Here is an 18833-nt window from a genome sequence, read left to right on the forward strand (position 1 = left end):
AAATGGATAAGTTACTCATTATTGGTGCAAGCGGTCACGGGAAAGTTGTTGCAAATATTGCAGCAGATTGTGAGGAATGGGATGAAATTTCATTTTTAGATGATGATCCTCAAAAGATAGGAACTTCAGTTTTAGGTCGATTTAAAGTGATAGACAATACTCAAACATTAGAACCATATTTAAAAGAATATTCCTTTATAGTGGGTATTGGTGATGTATACATTAGAGAAAAAATCACAAAAATATTATTGGGAAAAGGAGCTATTTTGGCTACGATTATACATCCATCAGTGGTAATTGGATTAGATGTTGAAATTGGAAGAGGGACAGTTATAATGCCAAATTGCGTAATTAATTGTTCAACCACAATTGGTGAAGGATGTATAGTTAACACAGGTTCAACAATAGATCATGATTGTTATATAGAATCATTTGTACATTTATCTCCGGGTGTTAAAATTTCGGGCACAGTTAAAATAGGCTATAGAACATGGCTAGGCACCGGAACGATTGTTATAAATAACATATCTATTACAAATGATTGTAAAGTTGGTGCAGGAGCAGTAGTAGTGAAAGATTTGCTAACTAGTGGTGTTTATATTGGTGTACCAGCAAAACTATTTAAGGAAGTGATATATTCGTGTTAATCATATTTGAGTCTGTTTTTTTCGCAAGTCTATTTATAATATTTTGGGCGATGATTGGATATCCATTTTCACTAAAAATCTTAAATAGAGTATTTAAGCCAAAAAATCCCCCTAAAAACTATACTTACTATCCTACGGTTACTTTAATGATTGTAGCGCATAATGAAGAAAAAGTGATTTTTGATAAACTAAAAAATATAGTTACTCTAAATTATCCAAAAGATAAAATAAAATATTTAGTTGCATCTGATAACAGTACGGATAGAACAAATGAAATAGTAAAATCGTTCATTAAAAATCACCCTTCTGAACCAATAGAATTGTTTGAAGTTAAGGAAAGAAAAGGAAAGACTAACGCACAAAATGAAGCTCAAAAAACAATTCACACAGAATTCATTGTGATGACAGATGCTAATTCTATTTTAGATTCGGAATCCGTTAGAGAATTAATGGCCTCATTTACTTCCGAAGATATTTCATATGTTACAGGTAAACTTGAAATTGTGAACTCAAAATCTAATGAAGTGAGTAAATCTGAAAACACCTATTGGGAAAAAGATTTAGAAATAAGAGAAATTGAAAGTGCTTTTCAAACAATTACTGCAGGTAATGGCGCACTTTATGCATGTCGGAACAAAGATTACGTTGATTTTGATCCAATTAAATCTCACGATAGCTCAATGCCAATACATTACGCACTCCTTGGGAAGAGAGCTATAGCAAACCATGATGCAATTGCATATGAAAAAGCTGGAGAAGTTATTGAAGATGAGTTTAATAGGAAAGTAAGAATGAACAGAGTATTGCTTGATCATATATTACCATCGCTAAAAATACTAAATCCAATTAAATATAGATGGTTTTCATATTTCTATTTTGGTCATAGAACCTGTAGATATTTATTATGGATTGCACATTTAGGTGTGTATATATCAAATGCATTACTTATAAACGAATCATTGATATATTCACTTCTATTTATATCTCAGAATACTTTTTATGTATTAGCTTTAGTAAAGCTAGCGTTTAATATTGATAATAAATTAATTACACTTATTTATTATTATTGTGCGACACTATTAGCTCAATGGATGGGTATTTCAAATGTTATTTCTGGGAAGTCAAAACCATTTTGGGAAAAAGCCGAGAGTACAAGATGAAAATTATTGTAGAGTAATGAATTTCAATATTATCTAAAAAAATAAAAGTGAGTGTAAAAAGACCATATAGTACTGATAATCTATATGATTCATTTACACTCATTATTTGGAGTTCGAACATTTAGAGATTAGAACCTTTCTTGGGAATTTTAATCTTTAGATATTTTAGAAAGATTAAGTGGTTAATGAATAAGACTACATATATACGCAGAAACGCAATATAAAAATAATTGAGACACTAAAAAGGTATAGCTGGACGAGGCAATCGTTCTATTTTACGTCTTATAGCTAGAATTAGGAATTTATATAGTGATATTCTAATTTTGAAACAAAAATAAGTTGAGGTGTAATAAATTGGAAATATTAGTGTTGGCAACTGATTATTCTAGACCGGACGGATATGTTTCTTCGCAGTATATTCATAGTAGAAATAAGATATACGTTCAGAAGGGTATTGACGTATCTGTTATATCTTTTGCTGCGAAAGAGAATTATGTATTTGAAGGTGTAAAAGTTTTCACTTTAGATACCTACAAATCGTTGCTCATAAATAATAACTATAGTTTATTGATTTCGCATGCCCCTAACATAAAACACCATTATCATTTCATTAAAAAATTCAACACAAAATTCGATAAAATTGTATTCTTCTTCCATGGACACGAGGTTTTAAAATATTCAAAAATTTATCCGAAGCCATATGACTTTAATAAAAAAAGTACTTTTGGGTCTGCACTAATTCGAGATATTTATGATACTTTCAAGCTTAAAGTGTGGAAAAATATATTTACTAAAATTTCATATAAGTCTGAATTTGTTTTCGTTAGTAATTGGATGTATGATATGTTTGTTAATTTTACTAAAATAGATCATCGTGTTTTAGATAATAAAAAACACATTATCTATAATTGTGTAGGTGATATATTTGAAAAAACAAATTATACCCCTCAATCGAAAAAAGAATACGATTTTATCACAATAAGAAATTTACTTGATGAATCAAAATATTCAATTGATTTAATCACAGCGATTGCAAAAAATAATCCTAAATATACTTTTTGTGTAATTGGAAAAGGCGAATATTACAATAAAAGATCAAAGCCTAAAAATTTAATTTGGATAGATACACATTTAAATCATGAAGATGTGACGACATTTTTAAATAAATCTAAAGTAGCATTAATGCCTACAAGAGCAGATGCACAAGGAGTTATGGCTTGTGAAATGGCGACATTTGGGATTCCTTTGATAACTTCTAATATCGATGTCTGTAAAGAGGTTTTTCAAGATTTCTCAAATGTAGAGTATCTTGAAAATGATGATTTTGAAGTGAATATTGAACCAATTTATAATAAATTGTTGACCAACTATAACAAAGCCTACTCAAAATCAGATAAATACTTTACTAAAACTACTATTGAAACTGAAGTAAGATTATTTAAAGCTTTAGTTGGAGGATAATTTTATGGGGATAATTTTATCATTAATACAGCTAATTACTATTTTAATAATTTGTATTTATGAATATAAGAAGCAACAAATTTCAATTTTTATGTGGGCTACTCTTTTAATAATGTTTGGATTACCACACTTAATTTCAGTGGTATTTAACTATTCAACATTTAATGATCAAATACTGTATCAAGCTTCAGCCTTTGTTATAGGTTTTAATATTGTTTACTTAACTACCAAAATTTTCATTGATTTAGTGCTTAAATCTGAAAATAATGAACCGGTTTTTTTTTCGAAAGTCAATAATCATTTTTCGAATAGAGATAAAAAATTGGTAAACACTTTTATAATCTTACTTTGTATATCTCTACTCATTATTTTATATGTGAGTATAGTTTATTTCGGAGGCATAGAGAACAGCTCCTGGGGCAAATTCTATATGTTAAATGTAGAATTGGGATTTAACAGTCCAATCAAATATGCTGATATTATTTTTTTCACAGTAGCAGGTGTAGCATTGGTTTTAAGATCAAATAAAAATAAGTATATGTTTCTTTTTACAGCGGGATTGATAATTACTTATTCAATTGTTACAAGCAATAGGATTACAATTCTTCCAGCCTTTATGGCTATAATTATCCCGATAATTTTTAGCCAATCTAAAAGGGTTTCAATAAAGAAGATTTTATATTTTTCATTAATTGGCTTTTTAGCAGTTTATTCAGTTTATTTTCTCAGATTAGTAAGGATTGCTGGAGGAGTAACGAATTTTTTTAAAGAATTTCACTTTAAAGATATTAATAGTACGATCTCCGAAATGTTATTAAATGGAGATGGTGAACTGGGCTTGAGAAATGCCTTTTATTACTTCATAAGTATAAATAATAACTTTCCAGGATTTAATGAAGCTGCAACATATATACGTATATTACTAATTGGGATTCCGACTCGATTAATTGAGAATATCAAACCACCTGATTTTGCAATTACTATGGGAAGTGCTTATACTAACAACTTAAATAATACAAGATATTCAATGCATCCAACACTTTATGGAGATGTATTTGCTAATTTGTGGTGGTTCGGCATTCTTTTAGCTATTTTTTGGGCAATATTCACTTATGCGGTGACAAAATTAGCAAAAAGAAATAACTTTGTTATGAGAAATATGCTTTTGTCTCTTTTTGGTACGATGTTTGTGATTATTGGAAGAGGATCTGTCTATAATGGTGTATTTATTGGTATTCAAGGAGCTTTGTTACTATTTTTATTATATTACTTAAGTCAACTAAGTATGAAATCAAAACTTAAATATAATTAAATCATCAACAATCAATCCATATTACTAGTTTAACTAGTTTATCTAATAAAGGACGGAAATATTGTGCTGAAGCATACTTTAAACTATTTCTTGGGAAAAGGGTTACCCGGGATTATAAATTTTATAGCAATAGCTGTCTATACGAGAATATTATCACCAAACGAATATGGTATTTATGCGATTGTATTAACAACGGTTACGTTAATAAATACCATGTTTTTTTCATGGCTTAGGCTAGGAGTATTAAGATATACAAACAAATATAACAAGAATAAAAAAGCATTTTTGAGTTCTATATTTTTTATATTTGTAATATTATTAGTGATTTTTATTATATTAGCTGTGGTTGTTTATTTTCTAATCCCGTTTAAAAGCAGTTATATAATAATCTGGATTTTTGCAGCTATACTTTTAATATTGCAAAGTACATTTGACTTATTCACGGAGTATTTGAGAGCAGAGCTTCTCTCAAAACGTTTTGGAGTTATTACTGGAATAAAAACAATATCTTCTTTTATATTTTCAATACTTTTTATACATAGTGGTATGGATGGCGAGGGTATAATTTTAGGGATTTCTTTTGGAATTATATTTTCACTGTTATTAATTTTTCCTATAAAAGACGCTACATTTAAATTTTCGAATGTTGATTGGAATATTGTCAAAGAAGTAATAAAATATTCACTTCCATTTATTGTTATGCTTTCTATGGAAGCAATTATGTTTAGCTCTGATCGATTCTTAATAAGTTGGTATCATGGAACTGCAGAAACGGGTGTATACGCTGTATCATACGACTTATCTAAACAAATTTTAATGATGCTAATGCTTATAATTAATTTAGCTTCATATCCACTTGTGGTAAAAGCACTCGAAGAAAAAGGTATAGAGGCATGTAAAAAACAAATGAAAATAAACACGACCTACCTACTTCTAATATCATTACCCGCTGTTGCAGCCTTAATTGTTTTGAGAGGTCCAATAACTGATAATTTATTAGGTGAAGAATTTAGAAATAATGCAGCACAAATTTTTGGTTTAATATCAATTGCTATATTTATGCAAGGGTTTAAACTATTCTATTTTGATTTGGCATTTCAATTAGGAGAGAATACAAAGAAGCAAAATATTCCTGTAGTTATTGCTGTTATAGTTAACATACTTCTTAATATACTTTTTATCCCTAAGTATTCAGTTATAGGAGCTGCCTACGCGACGATTATTGCTTATTTTTGTTCAATTGTTCTAAGTGCGTATATCGGAAGGAAAGTTTTTAGATTAGGGTTTCCATTTATTGAGGCGGGAAAAATTTTGGTTGCTACAGCAATAATGTTATTAGTTTTAAGAAACATATCCATTCCAGTTGATGGAATTTTAGAGCTTTTTTTTAAAATTGTAATTGGAATGTCGATTTATGTAATATCAATTTTGTGTCTGAGAGTTGTAAGTTTTAAAAACATGTGAACGTCGATTAGGTTGTTTCGGATGAATAATGAAATTAGATATATTAAATACGGAGGGCTTTTATGAAAATTACTGTAGTAGGTACAGGATATGTCGGATTATCGATGGCCGTATTACTTTCACAATACAATAAAGTTATAGCCTTAGATATTGCAAAAGAAAAAGTGGACAAAATAAATAATTTGGAGTCGCCTATAGTAGATTCAGAAATAGAGTACTATTTGAAAAATAAAGAGTTAAATTTAACTGCAACAATCGATAGCGATTTAGCATATAAAGATGCAGACTATATTGTAATTGCAACACCTACTGATTATGATCATGATAAAAATTCTTTTAATACAGAAAGTGTTGAGAACGTAATATCATCTATAGTTATGCGTAATTCTGATGCAACGATTGTTATTAAATCTACTGTACCTGTAGGGTTTACTGAAGAAATTCGAGCGAAATTCAATAATAATAAAATTCTTTTTTCTCCGGAATTTCTTCGAGAAGGTAAAGCTCTTTATGATAATCTATACCCATCCAGAATAATTGTAGGTGGAAGTAGTAAACGAGCGAAACTTTTTGCTGAATTACTGAAACAAGCCTCTAAGTCTTCAGAAGTACCGATTTTATTAACTGATTCAACTGAAGCTGAAGCCATTAAGTTGTTTTCAAATACTTATTTAGCAATGAGGGTCGCATTCTTTAATGAACTAGATACATATGCCGAGGTGCGGAAACTCGATTCCAAACAAATAATTGAAGGTGTGGGTTTAGATCCACGTATTGGTTCTCACTATAATAATCCTTCTTTCGGGTATGGTGGATATTGTTTACCTAAAGATACTAAACAATTGTTAGCTAATTATGAAAGTATTCCTAACAATATTATCGCTGCAATTGTGGACGCTAATAGAACAAGAAAAGATTATATCGCAGAATCTATTTTAAAAAGAAACCCAAAACGAGTTGGTATTTTCCGATTGACTATGAAAACTAATTCTGACAATTATCGCGCGTCTTCAATTCAAGGGATTATGAAACGTATAAAAGCTAAAGGTGTTGAAGTTATCGTTTATGAACCAGTGTTAAAAGAAGAGTTATTTTATAATTCGGCAGTTATAAATGATTTAGAGGCTTTCAAATCTTCTGCAGATATTATAGTCACAAATCGCTTGTATTCAGAACTTGAAGATGTTTCTTATAAAGTTTACACGAGAGACTTGTATACCCGAGATTAATATAATAGGGAGATTAGAAAAATTGACAAATAAATACTTATCAATACTTAAAAAAAAATGGAGAAAAGCAGGTTATGGTAATTTAACTATCATTATATATAAAATGGGTAATTTCATTCATTCAAAAATAAAAATCCCAATTTTGAAGCAAGTTCTTATGTTGATTTATCGTATACTTGATATCGTTTTTATAAGAATATTTGCTAATAGTGAAGTACCATATACAACTAAGATAGGAAAGAGGCTAGGGTTGCCTCATGGTGGTATGGGTATTATTATAAGTGGTAAATCAACTATTGGAGATGATGTGATTATTTTTCATCAAGTAACAATTGGTACAAGAGTTTCTGAAGGAAAAGCTCCAATAATAGGAAACAATGTGTTTATCGGGGCCGGAGCAAAAATACTTGGAGATATTACAATCGGAGACGGATCATCGATAGGGGCAAATGCTGTGGTACTCACTGACGTTCCTCCACACTCAACTGCAGTAGGTATTCCGGCTAAAATTATTTCCAATTGATTCAAATTATTTCGGTCAATTAAGTCCTTTTAAGACAGGATAAAGTTGAAGGTGTCACAAAAAATCCATCAAACTGTTCTAAAGTTAATGAAAGTTGTTACATGCTACGTGTGAGTAGCTGGTTAATTGAGTCTTGGATGGCTTGGGGATAAGTACGCATTTTCGGGTGAGACGAGACCTCTCATGGTTCATTAACAACTCATTCACAGATGGTGTCTGGCGGTGTGATACTGCTAGGGAGTGACATGAAAAACTTCCGCGTGATAAATGTTTTTATAGATGAGAGCGAACACCCTATGATGGATGTTCGCTCTTTTGGTTCATCATTTCTTAGTCTTTAAGAAGTTACTCACCTCCCGATTCTTCGCATTCAACACTTCAATCGTTTCATGATTCTGTTCTTTCGAGATGTGCAGATACAACTCGGTCGTTTCAGTTGAAGCATGCCCGAGTAATCGACTGATTTTCGTGATTTTGACATCGGCGTTATAGAGCTCGGTTGCGAAGCTGTGACGAAGAACATGACTCGTAATTCCGAATCCGAGCTGTTCTTTTGATACTTCTAAAAGATATTCATTCACATAGTTCGCGCGGACTTTTGAGCCGTTCGGCATGATGAACAAGTATCGTGAGTCCTTGTCTGATTTTGGCCGTTCGACCTGAATATAACGCTCCAACGATTTTCGGATGCGTTCGGTCATCGGCACTTCTCGCATTTTATTCCCTTTCCCATGTCGAATGGTCAAGTCGTTCGTCTTAAACGATACATCCTCGAGTTTTAAATCTAACGTCTCACTGATTCGGAAACCGGCATCGCAGCCAATTAAAAAGATGTTATAGAGTGTCGCATTGTGTGCATGATGCAGCAGCTGATTCACTTGTTCCCGGCTTAAAATGATGGATTGCCGCTTTGCTTCGGCACCAGGTACATTGACGAGTACAAACGGATTACGTGTAATCCATCCTCGTTTGACCGAGTAGGACATGAACGACTTGAGTACACTCACATATTTTTTAATCGTATTGAACGCAAGCTCTTCATCTACTAGTTTGTCTCGGTAAGGAAACGCGTGATCAGTTTCATCCACGTCTTTCAGATACACTACATTCGACTGGTTCATCATCTGCTCAAATCGGCGTAGCGTGTTCCGGTACGTCTTCACCGTCTCCGATGAGCGTTGTTGTCGCATCTCTACATCTTCCAAGTAACGCGTGATCGCTTCTTTGATTTGAATCGGTTCCATTGTTTTCACTCCTTCGAATATAACTCTTCTCGCAACTCACGTTGAACGTCGGCCTTATACGCCCGCAATCGGCTTGCGGAGTAGTCGAGCGTCTGTTCTGTGCCGTCAATCAGGTGACAGAGAAGTTCGAAGTGGCGTGGGGATAGATTTTTTCGTTGTTCGTCGAGCCAGTCAAACAGATGGCGCTCGGATGTCATACATTGTTCGGGGAGCCGTTCAGCTGCGACCTCATGTTTCAAATGCCGTGCGTTCTTTTGTTGATGATTCAGAATCGCCCCACGGATGCGCTGGAAGCAATACGTCTTCGATAGCGTACACCCCCGGTTCAAGGCTTCCCATAAGGCGATGCGGGCAATTTGGACACAGTCGTCCTGCTCGTTCGGGTGGATGTTCAAGTGGCGGATGACGTAATGGATCATCGGCTCCCATTCTGCGATTTGTTCGTCAATCGTTTTCATGTTCCGTTCTTTTCCGAGCGCTCTTTCGTATTCCTAGGTTAGAGCGAGTATAAACGCTATTCCCCCCGCCTAGCGACCGCCCTTATCACACATAAGCCCAGGGGATATCTCCGATAACATTGGGATTAAGGTGACAGAGGCGTTAGGCATTGGTGTAACAATGACAGAAAGGAGAAGAATAGCGTTTCTTTCCTGATGGCGTTGTATTAACCAGTCGAATCATTTGATTTGACCGATATGAGAGAAATAATCCATCATTTCTTGATGAAAGAATGTTTCAGTCAACCGCTGACCGCTTTCCTGGACATGCTATACTAAAAGAAAATGACAGGAATAGGTGGAATGGTCATGGGGAACACAACACCACGCAACTCCAAATGGATGAGGACCTATAATCGGGCGCTCATCCTTCGGCTCATCCGGCTCCATCAGCCGGTATCGCGCGTCGAGCTCGCTAAGAAGACGAGTTTGACGAAACCGACAATCTCAAACATCGTCAATGAACTGAAAGAAGAAGGATTGATCAATGAGCGGGAGCTCGGCGTCTCGAGTGGGGGACGACGCCCAATCATGCTCGAGCTCGCGGCGAGCGACCGTTTCGTCATCGGCATCGATGCGACGCAGCGAAAGCTGCACGGGGTCGTCACGAACATCCACGGGGAACTGCTTGACGAGGCATGGCATGACGAACGGTTCGATACAAACGAGGAGTTCATCGACGCCATCGTCGCGCTATACATAACATTGAACGAGCGCACGGAAGGCGATGTCATCGGACTCGGCGTCTCTGTGCACGGGATGGTCGAGGCGGGTGACGGGGTCGTCTTGTTCGCACCACGTTTCCACTTGCACGACATTCCGCTCAAACGCGAACTCGAAAAGCGACTCGGTCAACACGTCTTCGTCGAAAACGACGTGCGGACGCTCGCTCTTGGCGAACTGTATTTTGGGGAAGCCATCGGCATCGAGGAGTTCTTTTATGTGTATGCCGGGTACGGAATTGGGGGAGCGTATGTCCACGCAGGCGAATTGATCGATGGGGAGCATCACATCGCCGGTGAGATTGGGCATATGCGCATCATGCTCGACGGACCGATTTGTTCATGCGGCAACCGTGGCTGTTTAGAGGCGGTCGCAGGTGAGCGTGCCATCTTGAACGAGGCCCGTCAACTCGCGCATGACCTGACGCTCGACGACCTCCGTGATTCCGTAAGCTCGAATCAAGACGTTCAAAAGCTATATGAACGGGCCGGTGAATATATCGGCATCGCGACATTGAATATGATCCATCTGTTAAACCCGGGCCGTATTCTTCTCGGGGGACCACTCTTCAACTATGCGCCAGACGTCGTGACGAACATCCAGGATCGTGTCGCCCAGACGGCGCTCACCCTCGACGCCCGTCAGACCGACATCCGTGTCGTCCCGTGGAACGTTAGCCAAGGCGCGCTCGGGGCCGCGGCCCTCATCACGAACGAGATGTTCGGTGAAATCCAATGAAACAACGAGTCGTCTTTCTTTTACAGAAAGGCGATTTTTCATTTCTTTATAAGAAAGCGTTTACAAGATGAATGAGGGCGTGCTATAGTCTATGTGTAGTTAGATAATAAATTTAATTTACTAAGTAAGGGGTGACACTCTCAACGACACGTTTGGAGGGGTAGCGATGCAAAAAGAGACACCATTGAAAGACCAGTTCCACGCGATCTTCGGTCGCTACGGGGCGACCCGATTGTTCGCACGACACGACTTCGCCTTCGACGAAATGGAAGCGTTCACAGGCAAGGAGACGAGCATGATCATCACGCGCTCTAGACGCGACGGCATCTTTCGTCTCTATGACGAGGAGACGCGTGACATCCGATTGTTCCGGGCATCGACGCTCTCTCGCGACGTGTCGTTCGACGACATGGACGGCTTGTTCGAGCTGTTGCTCTGGCGATTGAAAGAACAGGACGCATTGCCGTTCGGGGCGGACCTTTACGTCGTCGGCCCATACATAGACGGACCGAAGCTTGATTTGGAACTGATCACGTACACGTTGACACGGCTCGGGGATCGCCCGATGCCAGACCATCTTATTCGGGAGTTATGCCATCGTATCGTGGCGTGACAACACATTCAAAGGAGAATGAACATGAAAAAAACGACGATTGCACTCGCATCATCTGTCTTAATGCTCTCATCTTTACTCGCTGCGTGCGGCGATGACGAACAAGCGGCGGCGACAACGGAAGACGGCAAGCCGGTCATCACATGGTGGGGCTGGGCGCCACAACCTGAAGTCGGGGAAGAAATGGCGAAGGCGTTCAACGAATCGCAAGACGACTACGTCGTCAAATTCAAGCGTCTCGAGGACTACGAGCAACAGCTCCAAGTCGCGATGCTCGGGGGAGACGGTCCGGACGTCATCGGTCTCAAGGAACCGATGATCCCGCAATACAAGGATCGCCTCGTACCAGCGAAAGACTACATGGACAAAGCGGCCGGCGAAGGCTGGAAAGAAAAATTGATCGAGCTCGGCGTCGAACAGACGACGGTCGACGGCGAACAGTACGCGGTACCGGTCGGCTTCACAGGACAGGCATACCTCATGTACAATAAGACGCTTCTTGACAAATACGGCGTGACGCCACCGAAGACGTATGACGAGACGGTCGCAGCAATCGATAAGATCAACGCGTCAGGCGACAAGGTCATCCCGATGCAACTCGGTGCGAAAGACGCATGGGTCGGCGTCGACGTCTTCAACGTCTTGAGCCACCAGGTCGCACCAGGCTACATCCAGGACGTACTCGCGGGTGACGCGAAGTGGACGGACAAAGAGATGGTCGAGACGGCTGAACTTTGGCAACAACTGTACGAAGACAAAGTGTTCCAAGAAGGGGCATTGGGTCTCGCGACATACATGGACGGCATGAACAACTTCTTCGACAAGAAAGCCGCAATGTGGATCATCGGTTCATGGGAAGCCCACTCGATGACGACGGTCGAGAAGCGTGACAAGTGGAACAACTTCGAAGACGAGATCGGCTTCGTCCCGATGCCTAACCTCGCAGGTGGCACAGAACAACCGGTCATCGCTTCAATTGACATGGCACTCGGTGTCAACAAAGAGTCGAAACAACAAGACGGTGCGGCTGCCTTCATCGCCTACATGACGCAAGGCGAAGGCCAAGCGCTCTATATGGAGAAGTTTGAGATGGCACCAGCTGTCAAAGACATCGAAGTCGCATACGAAGACAAGTTCACGAACGACGTCGAGCGTCAGTCGTACGAAATTTTGAATGAAACAGTGAAGAACGCTGTCGCGGGACGCGGAATCCGTGACCCGAAAGTGTACGACGCACTCGGGAAAGAACTTCAAAACATTGCTGCCGGACAAGATGCGAAAGAAGCACTCGCACGCATCCAGGCGATTGCGGACCAAGGTAAATAATCGAACGAGCGCCAGTAGCCAGACTGACTGGCGCTCGATTTTTTGAATCTGAAAGTGAGGGAACCTTATGCAACAAGCAACCGATTTGAACAAGTCCAAGCCGAAGCTCGCGTCGGTGCCGCCGAGCGCGCCGAACCCGATCCGGAAGAAAGAGCGGATGAAGCAAAACTTGATCGGCTGGGCGTTCGTCGCCCCGACCGTCCTGTTCGTCATCGCTTTCATCTATTATGGCATCTTCTATAACGCCTATCACTCGCTCTTCTCGTGGGACGGGATCTCGTTTGAGAAAGTGTATGTCGGCTTCGAGAACTTCGCACGCATGTTCCAAGACCCAGAATTTTATAACGCGCTCAAGAATACGGGCATCTTCACGATCTTGACGGTCACGATTCAGGCGGGTCTCGGGCTCGTGTTGGCCTATTTGCTTCACACGAAAGGCGCGGGCCGGACGTTCTTCAAATCGGTGTTCTTCTTCCCGGTCGTCTTGAGCCCGGTCGTCCTCGGGGCGGCGTTCACACAAATCTTTGACTTCCAGTTCGGTTACATCAACGAATTCCTTCGCATGATCGGACTCGGTGCCCTTGAGCAGAACTGGCTCGGTGACCAGGATGTCGCACTCTATGCCATCATCTTGATCAACATCTTCCAATGGACAGGCTCGTCGATGATCATGTACTACATGGCGATGCTCGCCATCGAACGGGAAGTGTTCGAGGCGGCCAATATTGACGGTGCCGGCTTCTGGCGCACGCTTTGGAGTGTCGTCTTCCCGAACTTGAAAGGGACGACGTTCACATTGACGATTCTCGGGGTCATCGGTGGTCTGAAGACGTTCGATATCGTCTGGATTTCGACGCAAGGTGGACCGGGTAACTCGACCGAGGTCATCTCGACATACCTGTTCCGGAAGTCGATGCTTCATCAAGAGGTCGGTTATGCCAGTGCCGTCGCCATCATCTTGCTTGCGATCGCACTCGGTATCACGTACTTCCAGATGCGTGTACAGAAGAAAATGGACTAAGGGGGAGTAGCTATGGAACTGCAAACGAAAAAAGGAAGATGGTTCACCAATATCGGTCTCTCGCTCATGGCGGTCCTCTGGTTGTTCCCGATCTTCGTCATGTTCAAGGAAAGCTTACGTGTCAACGGCTTTGAAAACTATATCGCGACGCTTCAAAACCCGAACTTTCCACAGTTCGTCATCAACAGTTTCATCGTCGCGTTCTTCATGATTCTCATTTCGATCTCGCTTCTCGCCTTTGCGGCGTTCGGATTCTCGAAGCTCCAGTTTGCTGGGAAGCGCCTGTTGTTCAATCTCGTCTTGGCAGGGTTGATGCTACCGGTCGCCTCGCTCATCGTGCCGCTCTTCTTCACGCTACGTACGCTTGACGGGCTCAACAGCTATTGGGGATTGATCGGTGCCGAGATCGCCTTCTTCCTTCCGTTCGGGCTCATGCTCATCAAGAGCTACTTCGACGAACTGCCGAACGAATTGATGGAAGCGGCGCATATCGACGGGGCGTCGACGTTCCAAATCTTCTATAAAGTCATGATGCCGCTCGCCAAGCCAGCGCTCGCGACAGCGACGATCTACGCGTTCCTCAACTCGTGGAACGAGTACTTGATGGTCCTCACATTCATGACGGACCCGGCCAAGCAGACGGTGACGATGGCACCGACTTTCTTCACGGAAGCGCTCGGCGGGGACCCTGGTAAACTGTACGCCTCGCTCGTCTTGATCAGCTTGCCGACGATGGTGTTTTATATCTTCTTCCAACGCTTCTTACAAAAAGGCATGACTTCGGGAGCGGTCAAATAATCGATTGAGGTGAACAATATGTATTTAGGAGTAGATTACTATCCAGAACAGACGGACCGTGCGCTTTGGGACGAGGACGTCCGATTGATGAAAGAGCTCGGCGTCAACGTCATTCGTATGGCCGAATTCGCCTGGACGATGATGGAACCTGCAGACGGTGAGTTCGACTTCTCGTTTTGGGACGAGGTCGTCGAGACGTTCGGCGAACACTTTGACATCGTCCTCGGCACGCCGACGGCGACACCGCCCGCATGGCTCATCGAGAAATATCCGGACATCCTCCCGGTGACGAAAGACGGCGTCCGCATCAGTTTCGGTGCCCGTCGTCATTATACGGTCAACAGCCCCGTCTATCGCGAGTACTGCGAACGCATTACCCGCAAAATGGCGGAACGGTACGGTCGTCATCCACGCGTGATCGGCTGGCAGACGGACAACGAATATGGACATGAACAGTCGGACCGCTCGTACGGCGACGTCGATCAAGTGGCGTTCCAGAAATGGCTGAAAGAACGTTACGAGACGCTCGACGCGCTCAACGCGGCTTGGGGGACCGTCTTCTGGAGCCATACATATACGGCATGGACACAGATTCCGGTTCCTCGCACCGTGTTCCAAGAACACAACCCGTCACTTCTCGTCGATTTCGACCGCTTCTGTTCGGACGCGTATCGCTCGTTCAACAAACTCCAAGTCGACACGCTCCGTCCGCTCATCCACGAGGACGCGTTCATCACGCATAACTTGGTGTATAGCGACATGGCGATCAACCAGCAGCAGATGGCCCAAGATCTCGACTACGTCTCATTCGACAACTACCCGGTCTGGGGTGGATTGCCGGAGCCGAACCGTTTTGAGAAGACGGCGCACGACCACGACCTGTGCCGCTCGTCGAAACAAGGAAAAGGGTTCTGGGTGATGGAGCAGCTCAGTGGGGCACAAGGATGGAGCCGTATCGGCTACTTGCCACGACCAGGACATATCCGCCTCTGGACACATCAAGCTGTCGCCCGAGGCGCCGAGGCAATCGTCTACTTCCGATTCCGTGCCGCTGACTTCGGGACAGAAGAGTTCTGTCACGGCATCATCGACCATGATGGGAAGCCGAAACGGAAGTTCGAGGAAGTGAAGCACGTCATGTCAGAGCTTCACGCGCATGGAGACATGATCAACGCGGCTGCATACAAGTCAGACGTCGCAGTCTATTTCGACCAAGAGAACTTATGGGCGTGGGCGCACCAGCCGCACTCGGACGCGTTCAACTTCAAACAAGAGTTCGTCCGCTTCTATGGTTCGGCCGTCCGTCAAGGCGTCAATACGGATATCGTCTTCCCGGGTGACGCGCTCGACTCGTATAAACTCGTCATCGTCCCGCTCTATTTCCTCGGGAATGACGTGTTCGACGAGACGCTCATCGACTATATCGAGAACGGTGGGAACGTCATCTTCACGTATCGCACTGGGGTGAAAGACCCGATTAACCGTTGCCATAACTTGACGCTCCCTGGAAAATTCGCCGAATATGCCGGGATTGAGATTGATGAGTACGAGAGCTTACAAGCCGTCCAGTCGAACGAGGTCCGCCTCGGCGACCAAGTGTCTGAGGCGAACATCTGGTGCGACTTGATCACACCAAAAGGCGCCGAGGTGTTAGCGACTTACGGGCAGGCGTTCTATAAAGGAACGGCGGCCATCACGCGTCACACGTATAAAGGCGACGTCACGTACATCGGCTCATCGGTCGACGATGCGATGCTCGACACGGTCTATCACGAGGCACTCACGCGTGCCGGCATCGACGCACAACGACTCCCGGACGATGTCGAGAAAGTCGATCGTCATGGGGACGGGCAGTTGATCCGCTTCTATTTGAACCATTCGACCGAGGTCACGTCATCCGTCGAACTCGACGGCACGTGGCAGACGCTCGACGGGGAGACGATGACGGGCACGCTCGAACTCGAACCGCTCGCGGTCGTCCTACTCAAACGGGAGGTGGAGGCATGATCGTTCGTCACGACAATCGGTTCGCACTCATCGGGACGAATCTCACGTACGTATTTGATGTCGATGCACGCGGTCGTCTCGTCCATCAGTATCTCGGTGGACGGCTGCATGAGTCGGACATCAAAGAACTACCGGACGCGCGCGTGTTGCATTCGTCGTTCGAGACACCGGAAGGGGTGGCGGCTTACGAGTTCACCTCGTTCGGCGACCTCGTCTATACGGAACCGACGTTGAAGAGTCACACCGAGACGGAACGGCTGCATGCGTTCGCACTCCGTGATGCACGGATCGATGGAGAGACGCTCGAAATCGATTTGTTCGACTCGATTCAGTCCCTTCATGTGACGCTTCAGTTCACGCTTTATCCGGCGTACGACATCATCGCCCGCCGCATGACCGTCAAAGCAGGAGAGACGGTCACGCTCGAGAGCGCACAGTCATTCAGCCTCGGACTCATCGAGCGCGACATGCGACTCCATCATTTCAGCGGGGCGTGGACGAGCGAGTTCCAGCTTCAAGATGGGCCGCTCCTCCCAGGTAAGAAGACGATCGAGAGCCGTCGCGGGTTGACGAGCCATCAAAGCAACCCGTGGTTCGCACTCGACAGCGACGCGACGGAGACACATGGGGAAGTCGTCTACGGCTTCCTCGGACATTCCGGCAACTGGGCGATCCATTTTGAGAAAGACCAGTTCGGTTTCACGCAAGTGACGGGCGGGATCAATTCGTTCGACTTTGCGAAGACGCTTCAAGCGGGGGAGTCGTTCACGACGCCACCTGGCTATATCGGCTATACGCAGAGCGGATTCGGTGGCATGAGCCAGAACGCCCACGACTTCGAACGCGACGTCATCATGCCGGAAGCGACACGTGACGTGTTGCGCCCGGTCCTCTACAACTCGTGGGAGGCGACCTATTTCGATGTCAGCGAGGACGGACAGAAACGTCTCGTCGACGAGGCGGCCGCCATCGGCTGTGAGTTGTTCGTCGTCGATGACGGCTGGTTCGGTGAACGTCACTCGGACGCAGCCGGACTCGGGGATTGGCATGTCAACGAGACGAAGTTCCCGAACGGGCTCGACCCGCTCGTCCGTTACGTCAAGGAAAAAGGTCTCCAGTTCGGTTTATGGGTCGAACCGGAGATGGTTAATCCAGATTCCGACCTGTACCGGGCTCACCCGGAATGGATCTACTATACGGACGGACGCCCGTCGACGACGTCGCGGAACCAGTTCGTCTTGAACCTCGCCTTGCCTGAAGTCGAGGCGCACGTGACGTCTTGGCTCGACGAGTTGCTCGGACGCCACGACATTCGTTATATCAAGTGGGACATGAACCGTGCCTTCTCCGAGCCGGACAGCCCACGCCTACGTGACGCGAAGGAATTATGGCTCCGTCACGCGGAAGCGGTGTATCGCATCCTCGACACGTTACGGGAAAGACACCCGAATGTCGCGTTCGAGTCATGTGCCGGTGGCGGTGGGCGGATCGACCTCGGCGTCCTCTCGCGCGTCGAACAGGTTTGGACGAGCGACAACACGGACGCACTCGACCGTCTCGCGATCCAGGAAGGCTTCTCATACGCCTATAACGCCAAGATGATGAGCTGCTGGGTGACGGACGCGCCGAACTGGTTGAACAATCGTTCGTTGCCGCTCGGATACCGGTTCGTCAGCGCCATGCAAGGGACGCTCGGCATCGGCGGCAACCTGCTTGAATGGACGAAAGAGGAATTGGCAGAAGCGAAAAAATGGATCGAGACATATAAGACGATCCGCCCGCTCGTACAGCACGGGACGAGTCATCGTCTCGCCTCGCTCAAACGGGACGGCTTCCACGCCGTCGGCTATACGGACGGAGAAGACTATGTCGTCCTCGTCAACGCCGACCGACGCCAATACGGGAAGAACCGCTTACGCGTGAAGCTACGTGGACTCGACCCGGAACGGACGTACGAACTAGAAGGGCGTCGCGTGAGCGGACGCTATTTGATGGAACAAGGCATAAACCTCACACAACAAACAGACTATGACGCGTATTGCCTGGTCATCCACCCGGCATGAGCGATGG

At 43.8% G+C, this 18833-nt stretch carries 16 protein-coding genes; 14 read left to right on the top strand and 2 right to left on the bottom strand.

Annotated elements, in window-relative coordinates; genetic code table 11:
* Positions 1–2 precede the first annotated feature (2 nt).
* The 7 genes from ACQKD4_RS01970 (at position 3) to ACQKD4_RS02000 (ending at position 7796) form a co-directional block, all read left to right on the top strand.
* Complete coding sequence (locus ACQKD4_RS01970; protein WP_427372291.1) at positions 3–647, top strand: acetyltransferase; 645 nt, start codon at positions 3–5, stop codon at positions 645–647.
* Positions 641–1807, top strand: a complete 1167-nt coding sequence (locus ACQKD4_RS01975) for a glycosyltransferase (RefSeq protein ID WP_427372292.1) — start codon at positions 641–643, stop codon at positions 1805–1807. The genes ACQKD4_RS01970 and ACQKD4_RS01975 overlap by 7 nt, the downstream gene beginning before the upstream one ends.
* Before the next feature lie 354 nt (positions 1808–2161).
* Entirely contained in the window at positions 2162–3268 is a 1107-nt protein-coding gene (locus ACQKD4_RS01980; RefSeq protein WP_427372293.1) for a glycosyltransferase, read from the top strand.
* A gap of 4 nt (positions 3269–3272) precedes the next feature.
* Complete coding sequence (locus ACQKD4_RS01985) at positions 3273–4580, top strand: O-antigen polymerase (protein ID WP_427372294.1); 1308 nt, start codon at positions 3273–3275, stop codon at positions 4578–4580.
* A 63-nt stretch (positions 4581–4643) separates the two neighbouring features.
* A complete protein-coding gene (locus ACQKD4_RS01990) occupies positions 4644–6044 on the top strand; it encodes an oligosaccharide flippase family protein (RefSeq protein WP_427372295.1) in 1401 nt (466 codons plus the stop codon).
* 62 nt (positions 6045–6106) lie between these two features.
* Positions 6107–7273, top strand: a complete 1167-nt coding sequence (locus ACQKD4_RS01995; RefSeq protein ID WP_427372296.1) for a nucleotide sugar dehydrogenase — start codon at positions 6107–6109, stop codon at positions 7271–7273.
* 22 nt (positions 7274–7295) lie between these two features.
* Complete coding sequence (locus ACQKD4_RS02000) at positions 7296–7796, top strand: serine O-acetyltransferase (protein WP_427372297.1); 501 nt, start codon at positions 7296–7298, stop codon at positions 7794–7796.
* Positions 7797–8119: 323 nt separating this feature from the next.
* On the opposite strand, the gene ACQKD4_RS02005 is transcribed toward ACQKD4_RS02000, so the two are convergent.
* The gene (locus tag ACQKD4_RS02005) at positions 8120–9040 is read right to left on the bottom strand and encodes a tyrosine-type recombinase/integrase (RefSeq protein WP_427372298.1); all 921 of its coding nucleotides are present in this window, start codon (positions 9038–9040) and stop codon (positions 8120–8122) included.
* A 5-nt stretch (positions 9041–9045) separates the two neighbouring features.
* On the bottom strand, positions 9046–9498 hold the full coding sequence (locus tag ACQKD4_RS02010) for a sigma factor (protein ID WP_427372299.1): 453 nt from the start codon (positions 9496–9498) through the stop codon (positions 9046–9048).
* A gap of 348 nt (positions 9499–9846) precedes the next feature.
* Here ACQKD4_RS02010 and ACQKD4_RS02015 point away from each other — a divergent pair, with 348 nt between their 5' ends.
* From ACQKD4_RS02015 to ACQKD4_RS02045, 7 genes are all read left to right on the top strand, one after another.
* On the top strand, positions 9847–10998 hold the full coding sequence (locus tag ACQKD4_RS02015; protein WP_427372300.1) for an ROK family transcriptional regulator: 1152 nt from the start codon (positions 9847–9849) through the stop codon (positions 10996–10998).
* Positions 10999–11164: 166 nt separating this feature from the next.
* Complete coding sequence (locus tag ACQKD4_RS02020; protein WP_427372301.1) at positions 11165–11611, top strand: hypothetical protein; 447 nt, start codon at positions 11165–11167, stop codon at positions 11609–11611.
* Positions 11612–11635: 24 nt separating this feature from the next.
* Positions 11636–12937 (top strand): ABC transporter substrate-binding protein, encoded by a 1302-nt coding sequence (locus ACQKD4_RS02025; protein ID WP_427372302.1) that lies wholly within the window; start codon positions 11636–11638, stop codon positions 12935–12937.
* Positions 12938–13004: 67 nt separating this feature from the next.
* Positions 13005–13958 carry a carbohydrate ABC transporter permease gene (locus tag ACQKD4_RS02030; protein WP_214694278.1) on the top strand — a complete coding sequence of 318 codons (954 nt, stop codon included), beginning with the start codon at positions 13005–13007 and terminating at the stop codon, positions 13956–13958.
* 12 nt (positions 13959–13970) lie between these two features.
* Positions 13971–14756: a carbohydrate ABC transporter permease gene (locus tag ACQKD4_RS02035; RefSeq protein ID WP_214694276.1), complete on the top strand. Its 786-nt coding sequence runs from the start codon at positions 13971–13973 to the stop codon at positions 14754–14756.
* A gap of 18 nt (positions 14757–14774) precedes the next feature.
* On the top strand, positions 14775–16763 hold the full coding sequence (locus ACQKD4_RS02040; RefSeq protein ID WP_427372303.1) for a beta-galactosidase: 1989 nt from the start codon (positions 14775–14777) through the stop codon (positions 16761–16763).
* The gene (locus ACQKD4_RS02045; protein ID WP_427372304.1) at positions 16760–18826 is read left to right on the top strand and encodes an alpha-galactosidase; all 2067 of its coding nucleotides are present in this window, start codon (positions 16760–16762) and stop codon (positions 18824–18826) included. Before ACQKD4_RS02040 ends, ACQKD4_RS02045 begins: the two co-directional genes overlap by 4 nt.
* Positions 18827–18833: the final 7 nt, after the last annotated feature.

This window comes from Exiguobacterium sp. NPDC077395 (assembly GCF_050269125.1).
Lineage (GTDB): Bacteria > Bacillota > Bacilli > Exiguobacteriales > Exiguobacteriaceae > Exiguobacterium > Exiguobacterium aestuarii_A.